Origin of the sequence: Tsuneonella troitsensis, assembly GCF_001441535.1 — a bacterium.
Taxonomy (GTDB): Bacteria; Pseudomonadota; Alphaproteobacteria; order Sphingomonadales; family Sphingomonadaceae; genus Tsuneonella; species Tsuneonella troitsensis.
This window is the reverse complement of the sequence record NZ_LMAU01000001.1, coordinates 621,525-638,929: the sequence shown is the minus strand read 5'-3', so window position 1 is coordinate 638,929 and position 17,405 is coordinate 621,525. Positions and strand designations below refer to the sequence as shown.

General features: G+C 63.1%; 12 protein-coding genes, 1 tRNA gene, 1 pseudogene and 1 riboswitch. Of the genes and pseudogenes, 7 read left to right on the top strand and 7 right to left on the bottom strand.

What is annotated here, in order from left to right; genetic code table 11:
* Positions 1–445: 445 nt before the first annotated feature.
* Positions 446–1,552 (top strand): annotated as a pseudogene (locus AR323_RS03200) (NnrS family protein); the annotation flags it as partial.
* A gap of 869 nt (positions 1,553–2,421) precedes the next feature.
* Here AR323_RS03200 and AR323_RS03190 read toward each other — a convergent pair.
* Positions 2,422–3,354 (bottom strand): TolB-like translocation protein, encoded by a 933-nt coding sequence (locus AR323_RS03190; protein WP_161808709.1) that lies wholly within the window; start codon positions 3,352–3,354, stop codon positions 2,422–2,424.
* 143 nt (positions 3,355–3,497) lie between these two features.
* Between AR323_RS03190 and AR323_RS03185 the strand changes: the two genes are divergently transcribed.
* Positions 3,498–5,426, top strand: a complete 1,929-nt coding sequence (locus AR323_RS03185; RefSeq protein WP_057882470.1) for a winged helix-turn-helix domain-containing protein — start codon at positions 3,498–3,500, stop codon at positions 5,424–5,426.
* Between the two features lie 362 nt (positions 5,427–5,788).
* Entirely contained in the window at positions 5,789–6,280 is a 492-nt protein-coding gene (locus AR323_RS03180) for a hypothetical protein (protein WP_152980288.1), read from the top strand.
* Positions 6,281–6,873: 593 nt separating this feature from the next.
* On the opposite strand, the gene AR323_RS03175 is transcribed toward AR323_RS03180, so the two are convergent.
* A complete protein-coding gene (locus tag AR323_RS03175) occupies positions 6,874–9,156 on the bottom strand; it encodes a virulence-associated E family protein (RefSeq protein ID WP_057882468.1) in 2,283 nt (760 codons plus the stop codon).
* Between the two features lie 2 nt (positions 9,157–9,158).
* Positions 9,159–9,341 (bottom strand): helix-turn-helix domain-containing protein, encoded by a 183-nt coding sequence (locus AR323_RS15245; RefSeq protein ID WP_057882467.1) that lies wholly within the window; start codon positions 9,339–9,341, stop codon positions 9,159–9,161.
* 153 nt (positions 9,342–9,494) lie between these two features.
* A riboswitch (SAM-I-IV-variant riboswitch) is annotated at positions 9,495–9,598 on the top strand.
* Between AR323_RS15245 and AR323_RS03165 the strand changes: the two genes are divergently transcribed.
* Positions 9,568–9,918 carry a hypothetical protein gene (locus AR323_RS03165; RefSeq protein WP_057882466.1) on the top strand — a complete coding sequence of 117 codons (351 nt, stop codon included), beginning with the start codon at positions 9,568–9,570 and terminating at the stop codon, positions 9,916–9,918. (Overlaps the previous riboswitch by 31 nt.)
* Before the next feature lie 3 nt (positions 9,919–9,921).
* On the opposite strand, the gene AR323_RS03160 is transcribed toward AR323_RS03165, so the two are convergent.
* Entirely contained in the window at positions 9,922–11,112 is a 1,191-nt protein-coding gene (locus AR323_RS03160; protein ID WP_057882465.1) for a tyrosine-type recombinase/integrase, read from the bottom strand.
* Between the two features lie 187 nt (positions 11,113–11,299).
* Positions 11,300–11,386: transfer RNA gene (locus AR323_RS03155), tRNA-Leu, on the bottom strand.
* Positions 11,387–11,534: 148 nt separating this feature from the next.
* Here AR323_RS03155 and AR323_RS03150 point away from each other — a divergent pair.
* A complete protein-coding gene (locus AR323_RS03150) occupies positions 11,535–12,479 on the top strand; it encodes an NAD-dependent epimerase/dehydratase family protein (protein ID WP_057882464.1) in 945 nt (314 codons plus the stop codon).
* 17 nt (positions 12,480–12,496) lie between these two features.
* On the opposite strand, the gene AR323_RS03145 is transcribed toward AR323_RS03150, so the two are convergent.
* Both AR323_RS03145 and AR323_RS03140 read right to left on the bottom strand, forming a co-directional pair.
* Positions 12,497–13,006, bottom strand: coding sequence for an NfeD family protein (locus tag AR323_RS03145; protein WP_057882463.1), 510 nt, complete (start codon positions 13,004–13,006; stop codon positions 12,497–12,499).
* Positions 13,007–13,016: 10 nt separating this feature from the next.
* Positions 13,017–14,021 (bottom strand): SPFH domain-containing protein, encoded by a 1,005-nt coding sequence (locus AR323_RS03140; RefSeq protein WP_057882462.1) that lies wholly within the window; start codon positions 14,019–14,021, stop codon positions 13,017–13,019.
* 263 nt (positions 14,022–14,284) lie between these two features.
* Between AR323_RS03140 and AR323_RS03135 the strand changes: the two genes are divergently transcribed.
* Together AR323_RS03135 and AR323_RS03130 are read left to right on the top strand one after the other, a co-directional pair.
* Positions 14,285–16,381 carry a TonB-dependent receptor plug domain-containing protein gene (locus tag AR323_RS03135; RefSeq protein ID WP_057882461.1) on the top strand — a complete coding sequence of 699 codons (2,097 nt, stop codon included), beginning with the start codon at positions 14,285–14,287 and terminating at the stop codon, positions 16,379–16,381.
* Positions 16,382–16,412: 31 nt separating this feature from the next.
* Complete coding sequence (locus AR323_RS03130) at positions 16,413–17,402, top strand: aldo/keto reductase (protein ID WP_057882460.1); 990 nt, start codon at positions 16,413–16,415, stop codon at positions 17,400–17,402.
* The last annotated feature ends 3 nt before the right edge of the window (positions 17,403–17,405 follow it).

The following is a 17,405-nucleotide window of genomic DNA, read 5'->3' as shown; positions in this document are numbered from 1 at the left end:
GGAAAGGACTTTCGGTGCCCCTCTGGTTTTTTCCCGCCCTCTTGGGCCTTTTCGCAATAATCAGTCTCGGCGCGGGCCTCTGGCTGCTGCTTCACATGCGCGACGTGGTGCGGATGGTATCGGGTAGACACGAAGGCGAGTTGGTCCCCGGCCCGGGAAGGCGGCGTGCGCCAACGTCCGCGGTGTGGCTCGCGCTGGCGATCTTCAACACTGGTTGGATAGCGTGCGCGCTGATCTGGGTCTTTGTCATAGGAGGCGATGCGAACGCCGTGACCGATGCTTCGACTTGATCGAGCAGACGCGGTCAGGGGCGAGACCTTGAATAAACTGCCAAGGGAGATTTGCTGGTGTTGACCCGAGGTGAGCGCATGCTGGCTCTGCGCCGCGCCCGGATGGCGGCGTCGCCGGCCTTCCTGCGCGGAGGCTTCAGACCTTTTTCGGCGGCGCTGCCTGGGCGATCATCGCACTCACCCTGTGGCTCATGGCCTTGGCCGGGACGGTGACTCTACCCAGCGCGTTCGATCCTCTGTCCTGGCATCGTCACGAGATGCTGTTCGGATTCGTCGGAGCGGTCGTTGCGGGGTTTCTCCTTACGGCGATTCCCAACTGGACCGGCAGACTGCCTATCGCCGGGCGGCCCCTGTTGGCCTTGCTCCTGTTATGGGTCGCGGGACGCGCGGCAGTGCTTTGGTCGGCAACGATCGGAATGGCGGCGTTCGTGATCGATGTCGGCTTTTATGTCGTGCTCGCAGCGCTCGCGGCACGCGAAGTGCTTGCGGCGAAAAACCGCAACTTGCCGGTGGTGGCGCTGGTCATGATGCTCGGCGTGGCCAACGCGGTAGACCACGGTGTCGCGCTCGGGTTCGTCGCCGACGAGGGGCTGGGATGGCGCGCCGGTCTCGCGGTGATTGTGCTGATGATCTCGCTGATCGGGGGTAGGATCATCCCTTCGTTCACGCGCAACTGGCTCTCTCGAAACGGCGTACGTGAAGGACTGCCGGGTCAGCCGACAAGGTACGATATCGCTACGCTCGTCCTCACGGGTGCCGCTCTTCTGGTCTGGGTAGCCGCACCGAATGCCCTTTTCGCGGGAATCTTGCTTGGGGCCGCTGCCGTATTCCAGACAGTGCGACTAGCGCGCTGGAGCGGTGTGCGGGCCGCGCGGGATCCCCTCGTCCTGATACTCCACGTCGGTTATCTGTGGATTCCTATCGGCCTCGCGCTCCTGGCAGTTTCGATACTCGGCGACATCGTCCCGCGCTCTGCCGCGATCCACGCGTTGACCTCGGGGGCCATGGCCACGATGATCCTCGCGGTGATGACGCGGGCCACTCTCGGGCACACCGGTCATCAACTTCGCGCTGATGCGCCAACGGTACTTCTTTACACGCTCGTGACCGTAGGAGCCGCCCTAAGGGTGCTAGCTCCGCTGGGGCTCTTCGATTTCACACCAGGAATGCAGGTCTCGGCGCTTGCCTGGGGTGCAGCGTTCGCCGTTTATCTGTTCGTCTACGGTCCCATGTTATTCCGGCCAAAAGCGGACGGGATTTGATGGGATGACGTCACATGCTGGACGACATCGCGCACAAGAAGCCATCTAGGTAGAAACGAGCCGGACCACTATTGCCGCCACCGCCAGCGACGCCATATTTACTGGCCGAACCCCAGTACCGCTCCGCCAGAGGCTTGCCCTCCGAGGGTTGTGCTCCGTACATCCGCACTCCTCGAAAGCGTCGTGCTGATTCGAGCCGCTCGAAATCGCCAGCAGTACGCGCCAAATCCGTGCAGCGACCGGATCTGATCGAAGCCCGGGTCGATTGCCCTAAAGCTGCTACGAACGCGCTCGATGTACTTCTTGATCGAGCCGTCGAAGACGTCGCTATCCAAGCGCGCGGCAAGGATGTCTCTCGTAACCCCTCTTCCTCGCGCTCGTATTATGCACTCTGCGACTCTGTAGAGCGTGCGGGTGAGACGGACCCTTCGGCCATCGAGAATGATTGTGCCATCTTCATCAATGGCGACATTGCCGAACTCGACTGGCTCAAGTGCACCCAGGTTGCTGCCGCAATTGGGACAACAGTGCATTCTCATTGCCTCCTCGCTAACTGACGGGATCAGTAGGTGCGAACTGAGCGGGTTCTCCCCAGATCCCCGCATCGCGGCCTCTTGGCGCCGATGGATTTAGATCGTCCGGCCAGGTGCTTGGGCTTGGCCCGCGCGGATATGGACCGGTTGCCGGCGGCTCATGTTCGTCGTCGCCAATCGGCAGCGGATCCAACCCGATGCGATCAGCGAAATCGGCACCGCCCAACGCCTGACCATGATCGGCTTCAGCCGTCGATTCACTCGAACCCGGTCCAGAGACCGCTACTACAAGCAGGCCCAGAAACACGCCCATGACCCCCAGGATGGCCATTCTCATCATTCCTTAGATCCCATCCCGGTCAGCCGCGGCCGGCGGGTGACGTAGATATCCGCGGGTCCCTCGTTCCCAGCTCGGCCCGAGCCGACCATCATGATCGTGCCGTCCCACGACAACGACGCCCGCGTGTCTGCTGCGGCGCTGCTGACGCCAGCCAGGTGCTGGGGTGCCGACCAACTCGCACTCGTTGACGGGCGGGTGGCTACCCAGACATCGGGACCGCCAAGGTTGGGCGATCTCGTCGAGTCAAAGACGATCTCGCGGCCGTCGCGACGGACATTGGGGCGTGCCGCATCGCTTGAATCCGGGCTGAGTTCGGCGACTTTCTTGGCCGGGCCCCAGTTCACGCTGGCATAAATCTCCTGCCTGCCGCTTCGCGTGCTGGAGAAGTACAGAACGGGTCGCCCCTGATCGTCCTCGAAATAGGACGGGCTCCATTCCTGCGCGCTCCCATTGATGTTCGGCCCCAAGCGCACAGGCGCTTCCCAGCCATCTTTCGTGAGCCGGGTCGAGTAGATGTCGCCATTCGCTTCATCGCGCCTGCTGACAAAGAACAGCCGGTTCCCGCGTACAGGCGTCGGACAGAAATCGTCCGTTTCCGAGTTGACCGGAGCAGGCAGCCTCTCGGGTTTGCCCCACCCTTCGTCGGTGCGATCGCGCTTCGCCACCCAGATATCGAGACTCTGGCTACCCGGACGGTTGCTGGCCATGAAAAGGCTCAGTCCGTCGGGCGAGAGAATGGGGCAACCATCATTGGAGGCCGTGTTGAGATCGACGTCCGATCCGATCTCGGCGCTCACTGGGGTGCTCCAGTCGCCGTATTCCTTGGCCACGAGAGCCCCGCCGACGATAAAGGGTGACAGTGCGGCGGTCAGCACCGCCAACTGGCGGGCGTGGCAGGATGAAATGAATGGAGTTTTTTGCTTGGCCACAGCGCGGATCCTTCCCTGATAGTCGAGTGCCGGAGGGCACTTTCACTGGGCAACGGTGCACCACGCGTTTCGGGAAATCCTGATGTTTCCCTGATTTCCTTCCGATGTCTCAACGATTTTATACTGTTCGCCGCCAATGTGGTATGACGCAGGCGTTCGTTTCTACTGGAGGCGGCGGGGTGAACATCGAGCAGACACCGTTCGACTACCCTTCCCGGCACCTGCGAGGGCCGGAGCCGCTGGCGCATCTCAGGATGTTCACCGTCGGCCCGATAACCGTCGAACCGGCCCTGCGAAAGCTGGTCGGCACGGGCGGAAAGCAGGCGCTCGTCGAGCCGCTGGTCATGCAGGTGCTGGTCGCACTGGCCCGCTCCGGCGAGGTACCATGCAGTCGCGACGATCTCGTCTCGGAATGCTGGGATCGCAGGATAGTCGGCGACGACGCGGTCAACCGCATCATCTCGATCCTGCGCCGACACCTGTCCGCTGTGGCGGGAGACGCGGTTGCGATCGAGACCATTCCCAAGGTCGGCTACCGATTGCAGGTCGCCGCCGGTGCTATCGAACCGGGGGACGAAGCCGGGCGGCAGATTGCCGAAATCGCGCCCCGGACTGGCCGCGGCGTTCATGCGACCGCGGTGGCGGTAACAGTCGCCATCGCAGCGCTGCTCGGTTCGGCAATGATCCCCCGGTCGCAAGACACTCTGGCGATGACGATCGAGCCCGTGACCGCCAGCCGCGGCACTGTGGGTTTTGCAAGCGACCTCAACGCTGAAATTTCGCGGTTGATGAGCCCCATGACCGCTCTGACATTGGTTGAGCCGGGGGGATCGACCGCGCCCGACCTGTCCCTCAAAGTTTCATACACCCCGGCCGCCGATTCGACTGAACACTCGGCCCAAGTCCAATTGGTCGACAGGCTGAACGGCGCTGTCGTCTGGGCCAGGGAGTTCACGGGACTCGCGCCCGCCATCGTGCGCGAGCGGGCTGCATACGGGATAGCCGGCGTCCTTCGCTGCGGACTGCATCGGTCCTCGGGCGACTTGGGTGATCCGGTGAGCAAGCGCCTCTACCTCGCGGCCTGCGACGCGGTCGAGGCGTTCGACTGGCCCCGCGCGCATAGCCTCGCCAAGCAGATCGTGGCTCGACGCCCCGACAGTGCGGCAAGCTGGGCATGTCTGGCCCTCGCCACCGCAAACCTCGCCCATGCCACCCCCGAGCAACGCTCGGCACTGGCAATCGAGGCGGAGCGTCAGGCACGCGAGGCCCTGTCGATCGATCCGGACTCGGGGTTGGCCCATCAGGCCATGGCCGCCGCGTCCGAGCTGACGGGGCGACCAGCGATGCCCATGCTGGAGGAGGGAGTGCGCCGCGACCCGGAGCACTCGGGACTGCTTGCCCGGTATTCGCGCGCGCTTGCCGAACTGGGATACGTCCGCGCCGCTGTGGATCCCGCGCAAAGGGCGAGTGCCCTTGAGCCCAACAGCTATTTTGCGGCGCAGGCCCAACTGCTCGCACTGCTGGGAGCCGGGGAGCTGGACGAAGCGGCCCGGCTTGATGCCCAGGTCAAGCGCATCTGGAACGACAGCCACAACACCGGATACACACGTAACGCCATCCTCTTCTACCAGAACGATCCGATCCGGGCCCTTACCGCCTTCGACCGCGACCCCCCGGTCAATCCGTCGCTTGCCACACGCCAGCGCTTCGAGCTGCAGTGGCGCGCGGCGCCAAGCCAGTTGAACTGGGCGGCTTTCGATCGCTTTGCGTCAGCGGCCTTTGCCAAGGATTCCAAGGAGGCATGGTACAATGCCTTCTCAGCGGTGCGCATGGGCGATCTAGAGCGGGGGTTCGCATGGCTCGAGCGCGCTCCCCGCGATGCAAGGGGAGTCGCCACCCTCTTTTGGCCTGATGCTAGCGGGATGCGCCGAGATCGGCGTTTCTTCGCCAAAATGAAAGAGATCGGACACGTCGAGAGTTGGATCGCACGGCGCGAGTGGCCGGACTTCTGCGCAGATCCCAAATTGACCTATGACTGTAAGACCGAGGCCGAAAACTCGCTCGTGCGATGACGCGTGATGTGCAGTAGCTGATCGGCCACCTATTAACCCATTGGCACAAGGTCTGACGGATCACCGGATACTATGCGAGCGAATCTCTCAATAGTACAAACGACAAAGAGGTGACAAAATATTGTAAATCTTAGTCACTGACTTTTATGCAGTTAACTCCGCAATCTCAGTCAAGATAACAAATTATCGTGATGTCACATGGCGTTTATCCGAACATTCTCGCTTCGGCGATTCGCAGGATTGCGCTCATAGTTTGCCTCACGATATCTGGTCTCGACCAACGGTTCTCATAAGGTCGCACGGGTCGCTCGACCCGCTGGTCTTTTTGCATCGCATTTCGCTCAGCAGAGGGAACCTTACTTATGAACAAGCTGGTATTAGCCGCTTTTGCGGCATGTCTCGCCACGTCCGTGTCCGCCAAGCCCCAGCAAATGGTAGTGACAGGCAATCCCTCTCTCCCGAGTTGGGTGGAGAGCACGTCACGCAGCGTCGATTCCGCGCTGGAGCGAGTTAACATCTCGCGGAGCGAAACCGGCGTCACCTATGTCCGGTTCACCTGCGACAAGACGGGCAAGCCCCAGAACATCACTACCGTAAGGACTGGAATGCACGCACCCAATTTGGATCGTGTAGGACGGCAGACGATCAGCAAGATCAAATCGCTGCACCCGATGTTCGACGGCGCTCAGCCCAACCAGCTGGTAGAGGCGGCAATCGTCATCGCGGACGATCAGCGGGAAATCGACCGACTGCTCGCCGAAGTCAAATCGCGTGCCCGTGAGCAGAATGCCAAGTGGGCAGCTCGTGGAGTTCCGAACCCCGTGGTCTCACTCGCAATCGTCCGCGGCTTTTGACGGCTTGGGTGAGGGGTCTGCGGCCCCTCACTCATTCGAAATCACGCGCACCGCCCACTCCATGCATCGCTGAGGATGAAAAGCATCGGCGACGGTTGTCGGCGCAGATCGTCTTCACCAGTGAAACGGCGTCGCCGCAAAATCGAGCGGCGTCGGACTGGTTTTCTTCCGGTAGCGTCGGGTGAGACAAACCAATTTACCGTAATGTTTTCAGTACGTGTTAGGTTTGAGTCCTGCAGCGGTACCCCCTACTGAGGCGGTGAAGTGGTGGCCCACGCGCTGGAAGCCCCTGACCAGGCCCCAGCAACACCGCGCTCTGAGGGATTCATGAATGGCTGTTAGCGACTTGGCGGGGTCGTGATGGTTGGAAAGATGAAGCAACGCAGATCAATGGGGAGGCCAGGGAGACCAGGGCGAGCATTTTTCTCGTGCCTTCCCGCGCCAGTTCAATACCGCACTAGTCCTGCATATTAGTGAAAATAAGCTGCCCTGGTCTCCCTGGCCTCCCTGCCAGCAATCTTTTCAATCACACCGGTAGGTCTCGAGGTCGCCTTGCGGCCGCCCCACAGTCGCCCTGATGTGATTGATCGGTTTCAACCGTCAGCGTTTGGCGAGATTCGGCTATGTGCGGAAAATCGGTCCAGGTGCCACTGAGAGTAACCGTTCGTTTTTCGCTTCACTGCTCCCATTGCTGTCAAGACCTTGCTCATCCGCATCTCGTCAGCCTTGGTAGCCCGGCTAATATTGACGGCCCCTGCCAGTGCGTCTGAAATTCGCCACTTGTAGGGCATGTCGCAGGGCGACGCGTGAGGGTCACTCAAGCCACCAGGACACAATGCCCACTCAGCGACCAGGGGGATCCACTCATCGCAACTCTTGAAGCGTTCGTGCTCTTTAATCGCGAGCCGTTGAGCTTCCTCCCATGCGATTCCATCCCGCTGCCACAGAAAGATTGCCTCTCCCCACAGCTGCAGCCGGTCTCGCTCAATTGCTTCCACGTCGATCTGAGCTGCGACACCTACCTCCACAGGCAGATAGCGCCGTTCTCCGGTAGGATCGCCAAGGAAATCGTCGTCGTTAGTGGATCCATACATCACAAAACGTCGTTTGAATGTCTTCGTGAACTCTTGGTACTTAGGCACCCACTCCTCTTCACGGCGAGTAATGAAGCTCTTCACGTCTTCCGCTGCCCGGCCTCGCAATCCTCGGAGTTCGTCCAGCTCGAGCACCAACTTGCCGCGCATCTTCCGAATAGTGTTGTCGTCCCGATCCAGGAGGTTGACGTCCGTGAACATCGTTATGCTTGGCGCCAGAGCCCGGATCGCCGAAGTCTTGCGCGTGCCCTGCGCACTGACAAAGATTGGCACCATGTCAGCCTGACAGCCCGGGTCGAGGAGTCGCCCTGCTTGGGCGGTCCACATGTAGCGACTTACTGAACGCGTATAATGCCGATCTTCGGTTTTGAAATAAGTAGGTAGGAAAGTTTCGATCCTCGAAATCCCGTCCCACTCCGGTAGCCGCCGTGCCCACTCGATGGCCGTGTCGATCGGACGCTGCCTCGCTACTGAGTAAACTGCCGGCCGGATCGAGGAAGCGGCCTGCGCTACGAACCCGTTTCTATCCATCTGGCGCACGATCCGCGCGTAGTGCTCATCACTGAACGATTTCCAGTGTTCCTCACCGACTGCATCTCCCGCCGATGACCATACGATTGCCGCGGTGAAGTTGTCCCACGCGATCTGAATGCCACACAGCTCGGAGCATTGAAGGAACAGCTCGTGGTTGTAGACCCGGCTTTCCTTGCGCCCGCTTCGATTCAGGAGGAACTTAGGCGCTTCCCGCTGCCCTCGGCGAGGTAGCGCCAGATCCAAACTGTCCCTCTTACCAGCATCGACGTCCGGCAGGTCCGGCGCGTCGCTTAAATCGTGCTTAAATCCCATTTCTTCTAGGAATTCGCCATCGGTTCGCTGCTGGCACGAGGCGTGCAGGCACTTGAAGTGGCCTCTGCCGAAGCCATTGCCTGGAAGCGCGTATTGCGTTTCGCTCGGCCCGCTGTCGCCGCTGTGCCCGTCGATCCACGGGCAGCGCACGAACAGCGTGCCGTCGCCCTTGTCACCCGTGATCTCCCAGTTCTCGATCAGCCACGCGCCGATCTCGTCGTCACGCGGCGGTCCCTTGTACTCGCCCAGCCCCGTGCGCCGCTCGCGCGCGATCGACCAGCCGTCGTCGCCCTCTTCGAAGAGCATGGCCAGCACCTCGCACAGGTCCTCGAGCTGCTCCATCGTGAGCACCGGCACGTCCTCGATCACTTCCGGCCGGCCAGCCGGCCACAGGTAGCGCCCGTCGACCTTGCCGTCCTTGACGTACGCCCCCTCGGCGATCCACTGCTGGCCATCGCCGAGCACCTCGATGATGCCGCCATTGACCTTGAGCACCCGCTTCGTGAGCAGCCCCTCGAGCCTGAACGGCAGCAGGACCTTCCCGGTGCGCTCACGCGACCGGCGGTAGAACTTCAGGTGCGGGAAGTGCCCTTCGATGTGCTCGACGATCTTGCGGCTGCGCTTGGTCCCCGGCACGTCGATGTCGATCGCGCGCAGCCCGCCCTCGCGGCTCTGCATGCAGATGCCGTAGTCCTCTTCCAGCTCCCACTTGCCGATCTCCTTGAGCGTCGCGCGGTGGTCGGTCCACTTCGCGAACCCAGAGACCTCGTGCTTGTAGTTGTAGCGGCTGGGCGTCTTGCCCAGCGCCTTCATGTTGCTGTCAGGCGAGATTGGCGCGTCGGGGTTGACCACCACGGGCAGCAGATGCTCGGCCAGCCCGAGGGTGATGCTCCAGTGGTGCCATTGCTCGAGGCCGGCACCCAGTTGTTCGGTCATGTCTAATCCTGCGCGCTGTCAATCAAACGCCTAATTGAGGCAACCAGGACGAGGCGCCGTTTGCCGAGTTTGCGGCTCTCGAGCTCGCCCCTCGACAACATCGCATACAGATTTGTTCTTCCTATGTTCCCGAGCATGGCTCTGGCGTCTTCGACCGAAACGAGAAGCTGTTCAAACCGGCGCATGGTATTCTCCGCTGCTGATCCGAGAAGAATAGGTCAGGCGGGGAGTGTGTTGTTCACTCCATACACTCGGGACGCGAACGACTCTCGCGGGATGTCGTGCTGACTGTTTGAATCGGCGCGGTTGCACCCGGATTCATTGGTATGCTAAGGATAAGACAGCATCAGGAGCGGGGCTTCAGCCCTCACCAACCTGCCCGCCCGGGTAAGGTGGTTTCCCCAAGGGGAGATGTGGCCGAGCGGCAATCAAGCGGGCGTCTCGAGCGACATCGCAAGCCTTCTCCTGCCGACACGTGGAGAAGACCATATGCATCCGTTTGCACCCGGCGACCTCGTCATCTGCATCAACGACAAGCCCCTTCCGGAGAAAATCATTCGGATCGGTGAGCCCTGGGTAAAGGCTGGCCGGGCTTATCGTGTCGCCAGCATAAGCTCGAGCGGCCCACACTTCGGCGTTGAACTGGAGGATCTCGATCACTGGCCGCCGGCGGTCGGATGGCATGCGTGGCGTTTCACCAAGATCGAACCCGCCGACGAGGCCTTCACCGCAGCTCTGACGAGGGTCAAAGAAGACGCATGAACCTCATTGGGCGCCGCGCAATTGGTCGAGATAATCGCTCCACCACTGCGCCATGCGCACGCGCTCATCCCAATGCTGACCCCGGTGATAGATGCCGCGGATGGCATTGTGATCTTGGTGCGCGAGCGCCCGCTCGATTGCATCGTGGCTCCACAAACCAGACTCGTTGAGCAACGTGGACGCAGTCGCGCGCAGACCATGAGCGGTCATCTCGTCGCCCGAGTATCCCATGCGCCTGAGCGCTGCGTTGACCGTGTTCTCGCTCATCGGCCGACCACGCGCATGCATCGACCGAAAGACGAACCGCGACCCGCCATTCACGGTTCGGATCTGCTCGATGATCGCGAGCACTTGGCGCGAAAGCGGCACCGCATGCGGGCGCCGTGACTTCATCTTCCCAGCCGGGATCCGCCATACTGATGCTGCAATGTCGAGCTCGTCCCACTCGGCGTGCCGCAGCTCGCCCGGGCGCACAAACACGTGAGGCGCGATTTGGAGGGCAAAGCGAGTGGTGTAGTTGCCTTCGTACTTGTCGATCGCCCGCAACAAACCGCCGAGCTCCGCGGGATCGGTGATCGCCGCATAGTGCTTCGCTTTCGGTGCGATCAACGCCCCTTGAAGCGGCGCACAGGGATCATGTTCGCAGCGTAGCGTTGCCACCCCGAAACGAAACACCCGAGAGGCGAAGCTGCGCAGGCGCCGCGCTTTTTCGTAATTGCCTTCGTGCTCGTGCTTCTTGAGTACGCTGAGCATCTCGTGGGGAGAGATTTCGGCGATCGGGCGCTTGCCGATCGATTTGTTCAGCACGGCAGCCAGCCAGTTCATTTTGACCAGAGTGGCCATCGCCAGCCCCTCGACCTCGCGTTTGGCGATGAAGTCGTGCGCAACCGATTCGAACGTGTCGCCAGCGCGAATATAGGCGGCGATCTTTTCCTCACGCTTGCGCCGGGCCGGATCACCGCCCCGGCCGATCTCGACCCGGGCTTCGTCGCGCTTAAGGCGCGCCTCGCGCAGGCCTACCTCGGGATAGCGCCCGAAGGTCAATTTCTTTTCCCGGCCGTCCTGGCGGTACTTCATGCGCCACAACTTAGAGCCGTTGGTGCGAATGAGAATGTATAGCCCCCCGCCGTCGGAGAGCTTCCAGTCGCGCTCGCGTGGAGTCGCTTGCTTCAGCTGAAGATCGGTCAACGCCATGGGGCCTCACCTCGAAAAGTGGCGTTTTGCGAGTCCGTTTACGGATGGGGCCTCGGGCAAAAAAGGCCCCCAGAGCCCCCAAGGTCGTAAACGGACGCAGGCGAACGCCAGCGATCAAATCCGAGGATTTTGTACCATATTCCAATGGGTTTGTGAATCCACTGACGAACGTCAGCGAAAGAACAAATGGTGCCCAGAAGAGGACTCGAACCTCCACGCCCTTGCGAGCGCCAGCACCTGAAGCTGGTGCGTCTACCAATTCCGCCATCTGGGCACGGTAGCAACCATCCATCGTGGAGTGGCTGCCGGGTAGGGGGGCGCCGATACGGAGGGGCTGCGGACTTGTCAACGTGGCTTCGCTTGGCCGTTGATACATTGCCCCGTTTGCGGCAGGGCCGGCGCGCAATTCGAAGCAGGACACTATGGCTCAGACTCATACCCTGAACGGCAAGCTGGTGGCAGTCATCGGCGGCAGCGGCTTCCTCGGCGACCACGTTGCCCAGGCGCTGCTGGCGCATGGCGCGCGGGTTCGCATCGCCAGCCGCAATCCGCACAAGGCGTTTGACCTCAAGCCGCTCGCGCAACTGGGGCAGCTTCAGTTCGCGAAGTGCGACGCGACCCGTCCGGCAAGCGCGGCCGCCGCAGTGGCCGGCGCCGATGCCGTGGTGAACCTCGTCGGCACGTTCTCCGGCGACCTGATGAAAGCCATCGCGGGCAGCGCGCGCAACGTGGCGCAAGCCGCTGCCGATGCGAGATGCGCGGCGCTCGTCCACGTCAGCGCCATCGGTGCCGATCCCGAATCGCTGGCGGGATATGCCCGCGCCAAGGCCGAGAGCGAAACCGGGGTGCTCGCCGCCTATCCGAATGCGACTATCCTGCGTCCCTCGATCGTATTCGGAGAGGACGACAACTTCATCCAGATGTTCGCCGGGTTGATCGCCAAGATGCCGATCCTCCCGGTGTTCGCGCCGAATGCGCCGGTCCAGCCGCTCTATGTCGACGATGCGGCGGCCGCGGTCGTCGCGGCGCTCGCCGATCCCGCACGGCACGGCGGCAAGACCTACGAGATTGCCGGACCCGAGGCGATCACGATGCGCGACCTCAACGAGAGGATCGCCAGGGCGCAATTCCGCGAACGCACCTTCATCAACGTCCCCGATGGCGCTTCTGCGGTGTTCGCGATGCTGCCGGGTACGCCGATGAACACCGATCAGTGGACTTTGCTCAAGGCGGGGAACCGTCCGTCGGGCAATCTGCCAGGGATGAAGGAGCTAGGGATCGCACCGCGGCCTCTCGGCCTGTTTCTCGACCGCTGGATGGTGCGCCATCGCAAGCATGGCCGGTTCAACGACAAGATCGCAGGCTAGGCAGTCTTGATCGGGCGTCAGTCGCCCGTAGGTGCGGCAGTGCCTCCGTCGACCTCCAGATCGCTCCCCGCGCCGGCGATCAGGGTGAGCGGCTCCACGATCAGCGTGCCGCCATCGAATCCCGTGATGCGGACCCGGGTGCCGGCGGCAAGCTCCGGCCCGCGGGCCGACCACTCGCTGTCGCCCTGCCGCACGCGGCCCTCGCCGTGCTCGATGGCCACCGCGACCGTGCCGGTCTGGCCGACAAGCCGGCCCATGCGGTTGTTCATCAGGGGATCGGAACTCGCGATCGGCTGCTCCCTCAGGATCCGTTTGGCGCTGAACACGATGATCAGCGACAGGAACACGAAGTTGACGATCTGCAGCGGCACCCCGGGATCGAACGCAAAAGTCAGCGCTCCCGTCGCCAGCGCGGCGAGCGCGAGCCAGAAGAGATAAACGCCGGGAACGACCATCTCGAGCCCCGCGAGGACCAGGCCGAGCGCGAACCAGGCCCAGTAGGCGTCGAAGTCTCCAAGCCAGTCCATCGTGTGCGCCCTATGCCTCGCCGCCTGTGCGCGGAACCGCGCTGCGCGAACGCTGGTGCGGGAGCGCGACGCCCGCCTGGTCCGGTGTCGGCGTCGTCACGTCGCCCGGCTTCACGACCTCGCGCACCAGTTCGCCGATGCCGCCCAGCGAGCCGATCAACTGCGTCGCTTCGACCGGGAACAGGATCGTCTTGGCATTCGGGCTAGTTGCGAACTTGGCGACCGCTTTCGTGTATTCCTGCGCGATGAAGTAGTTGATCGCCTGGCTGCCACTCTGCGCGATGGCGTCGCTGACGGCGCGAGTCGCCTGCGCTTCGGCCTCCGCGGCACGCTCGCGCGCTTCGGCGTCGCGGAATGCGGCTTCCTTCTTGCCCTCGGCGGACAGGATGGCGGACTGCTTTTCGCCCTCGGCGCGCAGGATGCGGCTGGCACGCTCGCCCTCCGCCTCGAGGATTTCGGCGCGCTTGAGGCGCTCGGCCTTCATCTGTCGGGCCATCGCTTCAGAGATGTCGAGCGGCGGGCGGATGTCCTTGATCTCAACGCGCGTGATCTTGACGCCCCATGGCGAAGTGGCGTGATCGACCACGCCCAGCAGACGAGCGTTGATCTCGTCGCGCTTCGACAGCGTCTCGTCGAGGTCCATCGAGCCCATGACCGTGCGCAGGTTGGTCGTCGTGATCGCCATGATCGCGCCGTAGAGGTTGTGCACCTCGTAGGCGGCCTTGCCCGCGTCGAGCACCTGGAAGAAGACTACCGCGTCGACGCCGACCATCGCATTGTCGCGGGTGATGATTTCCTGGCCCGGAATATCGAGCACCTGCTCCATCATGTTCACCTTCTGGCCGACCCGGTCGACGAAGGGGATGATGATGTGCATGCCGGGATCGGCCGACTTGGTGAACTTGCCAAGCCGCTCGATCGTATAAACGTACCCCTGCCGCACCACCTTGATCGACGACAACACGAAGATGAACAATACGACGACGACGAGCGCCAGCGTGATCAGCGAACCCATGTCGAACACCTCCTGCCTCTTCCGGCATCGTATAGCCCGCCGCCTTCCTAGCAAGGAAAACCGGACCGCGATCGGCGGAAATCGAGCGCCGCTTCATTGAATCATCGGATCGGGCCGTTCGTCCGCCGGCATCGGCAGTTCGTCCGTAAATCCGTCATCCATCGACCCGACGGTCCCCCTCGTCGAGGTCGGCGGGCCGAACCCGGCCGGCTTCCCTAGGGGGCTGATAAGGGGACGGTTTTCGGGGCCGAGGGGAGGATTGCATGAGATTGGCCTTGACCGCTTCGATGCTGGTGTCGTCGACGCTCGCGTCGCCTGCGCTGGCACAGCCCACGTCATCGGAAGGCAGCGTCCCATCATCGACGGAAGCCGTGCAACCTGCTGCCGAAGCCAGTGGGCGCATGACCTACCTGCCGGCCGACTTCGCCCAGTTTGCGCCTCGAACCGCCGCCGACATGCTGCGACAGGTACCCGGCTTCCAGATTCGCGACAGCGAGAACCTGCGGGGGCTCGGCCAGGCGACCGGCAACGTCCTGTTCAACGGGCAGCGACCGTCCACCAAATCGGACGACCTCGGCACGCTCCTTTCGCGCATCCCCGCAGCCAACGTCGAGCGGATCGAGATCGTCGACGGCGCCACGCTCGACCTTCCGGGACTGTCGGGCCAGGTGGCCAACGTGGTCTACAAGTCCACCAGCGCCCTCACGGGCCAGTTCAGTTGGACGGGAGAAGCCCGCGCGCGCTTCGCCGATCCGTTGTTCACCCGAGGTGCCGTATCCGTCAGCGGGCGCAGCGGAGCGCTCGAATACGAGGTCGGCCTCGACAACAACCAGGCCGGTCGCAGTGCGGCGGGCGGCATCACGCTGATCCGCGACGGCACGGGCGCGATAATCGAAACCCGCGACGACGTGTGGACCAACAACTACGATGCGCCCAAGCTGTCTGGGAAGCTGACCCACACGGGCGCAACCGGCGCAGTCGCCCATCTCAACGGGCACTACCAACGGACCTACAACCATTACGACGAGATCGGCGTGCGGACGTCGCCCGGCCTACCCGAGCAGGTCCGGACGGTGAAGGACCGCAACGATACCTGGAACTACGAGATCGGCGGCGATTACGAGTTCGGCCTGGGACCGGGACGCCTGAAAGCCATCGGCCTGCGCCGTTTCAGCCGCGAACCCTATCGGCAGGAGATCGTCAGCGAGTTCGCCGATGGCAGCCCCGCAATCGGGGACGGGTACGCCCAGACCGGGGACCTCGGCGAAACGATCGCCCGCGGCGAATACAGCTGGAAGATGCTGGGGGGCGACTGGCAGCTTTCGGGCGAAGCGGCCTTCAACACGCTCGACAACGTCGCCAGTATCGCGACGCTGGACCCGGCGGGAGACTTCGTCTGGTCGCCCTTCCCCGGCGGCACCGGAGGCGTCCGGGAAGACCGCTACGAAGCGATGCTCAGCTTCGGGCGGCCGCTCACCGATACGCTGTCGTTCCAGATCGTCGGAGGCGCCGAACACTCGACGATCACGCAGACCGGCGCGAACGGCCTGACGCGCAGTTTCTTCCGGCCCAAGGGCACGCTGTCGCTCGCGTGGAAGCCGAGCGACACGCTGGACATGTCGCTCAAGATCAGGCGCCGGGTCCTGCAGCTGTCGTTCTACGACTTCCTCGCCCGCGCATTCCTCAACGACGGCAACGTCAACTCGGGCAACACCGACCTGAGGCCCCAACAGGACTGGAGCTTCGAGGGCGAGATCAACAAGAACCTCGGCGCCTGGGGATCGCAGCAGGTCCGCCTCGTCTATCGCGACGTGTCCGATTACGTGGACGTGATCCCGATCGGCACCGGACAGTCGATCGGCAACATCGACAAGACTTGGGCTGCCGCGATCGTTTCGACCAGCACGATCAAGTTCGATCCAGCCGGGCTGAAGGGCCTGCGGCTCGACGCCACGTTCGTGTTGCAGACTTCGCGCCTGCGCGATCCGTTCACCGGCGAAATCCGCCAGTGGCGGGGCTTCGTCACCCGTCAGGCGTTTGCCACGTTGCGGCACGACGTGCCGGACACCGACTGGGCCTGGGGCGCCTATGCCAGCCACAACTACGTGCTGCCCCGCTACCGCCGAAACGAGGTGGATCGCGCGTGGGAGGGCCCGTGGTTCGCGGGCGTGTTCGTGGAGCACAAGGACGTGATGGGGCTGACCGTGCGGGCCGAAGTGAACAATGTCCTCGGCGCACGGTCCCGGCGCGAACGCACCGTCTACACCGGTCTTCGCGGCGCGAGCCCGATCGCTTTCGTGGAAAGCCGGGACCGGTCTATCGGACCGATTTTCCAGGTCTCGGTGCGCGGCAACTTCTAATCCGCGCGGCCGCGGTCTAGCGTCGCCGGCGATGGACAAACGCACACTCGCCGGCCGTTCGGTCGCGCCGATCGGCCTCGGCTGCATGAACCTGTCGTGGGCCTACGGCGATCCGCCGCCCCACGCCGACAAGATCCGCCTGCTGGAACGGGCGATCGAGCTGGGTTACGACCATCTCGACACGTCGAACATATACGGCCTCGGCCGCAACGAATCCCTCATCGGCGAAGCGATCGCGGACCGGCGCGGTTCTTACCTGCTGGCAAGCAAGACCGGCATCGTCGTCGAAGGCGAGCGGCGCGGGATCGACTGCTCGCCCGACGCGATGACCCGCTCGATCGAAGAGAGCCTGGCGCGCCTGCAGACCGACCGGATCGACCTGTTCTACATGCACCGGTTCGATCCGAAGGTGCCGATCGAGGACATGGTCGGCGCGCTCGCCCGCGCTATCGAGGCGGGCAAGATCGGGGGATACGGCGTATCCGAATGGAGCGCCGCCCACATCCGCGAGGCACACGCCGTCCACCCGATGGCAGCTGTCCAGACCGAATATTCGCTCTGGACGCGCCAGCCGGAAATCGCCGTTTTGGAAACCACCCGCGAGCTGGGGATCGCGTTCGTGGCGTTCTCTCCGGTGGCGCGCGGAGCGCTGGGCGGCGAATTGGGAGACGAGCCGCAGTTCGGCGCGCGCGACATACGCGCCGGGATGCCGCGTTTCTCTTCCGAACACTGGCCCGCCAATCGGGCGCTCATCGCTCGTTTCGAGGCACTGGCCGAACGCAACGGGCTTGCCCCCGGCCAGCTCGCCCTCGCGTGGGTCCTGGCGCAAGGGCCGCACGTTCATGCCATCCCCGGCACGACCAGCATCGCGCACCTCGAGGAAAACTTCGCGACGTTGTCGCTGGATATTCCCGCTGCCGTGTTGGACGAGGCCGGGGCGCTGATCAGCCAGGAGACCGTCAGCGGCCCGCGCTACAGCCCGTCGATGCAGGCCTCGATCGATACCGAGGATTTCGCCTGACGG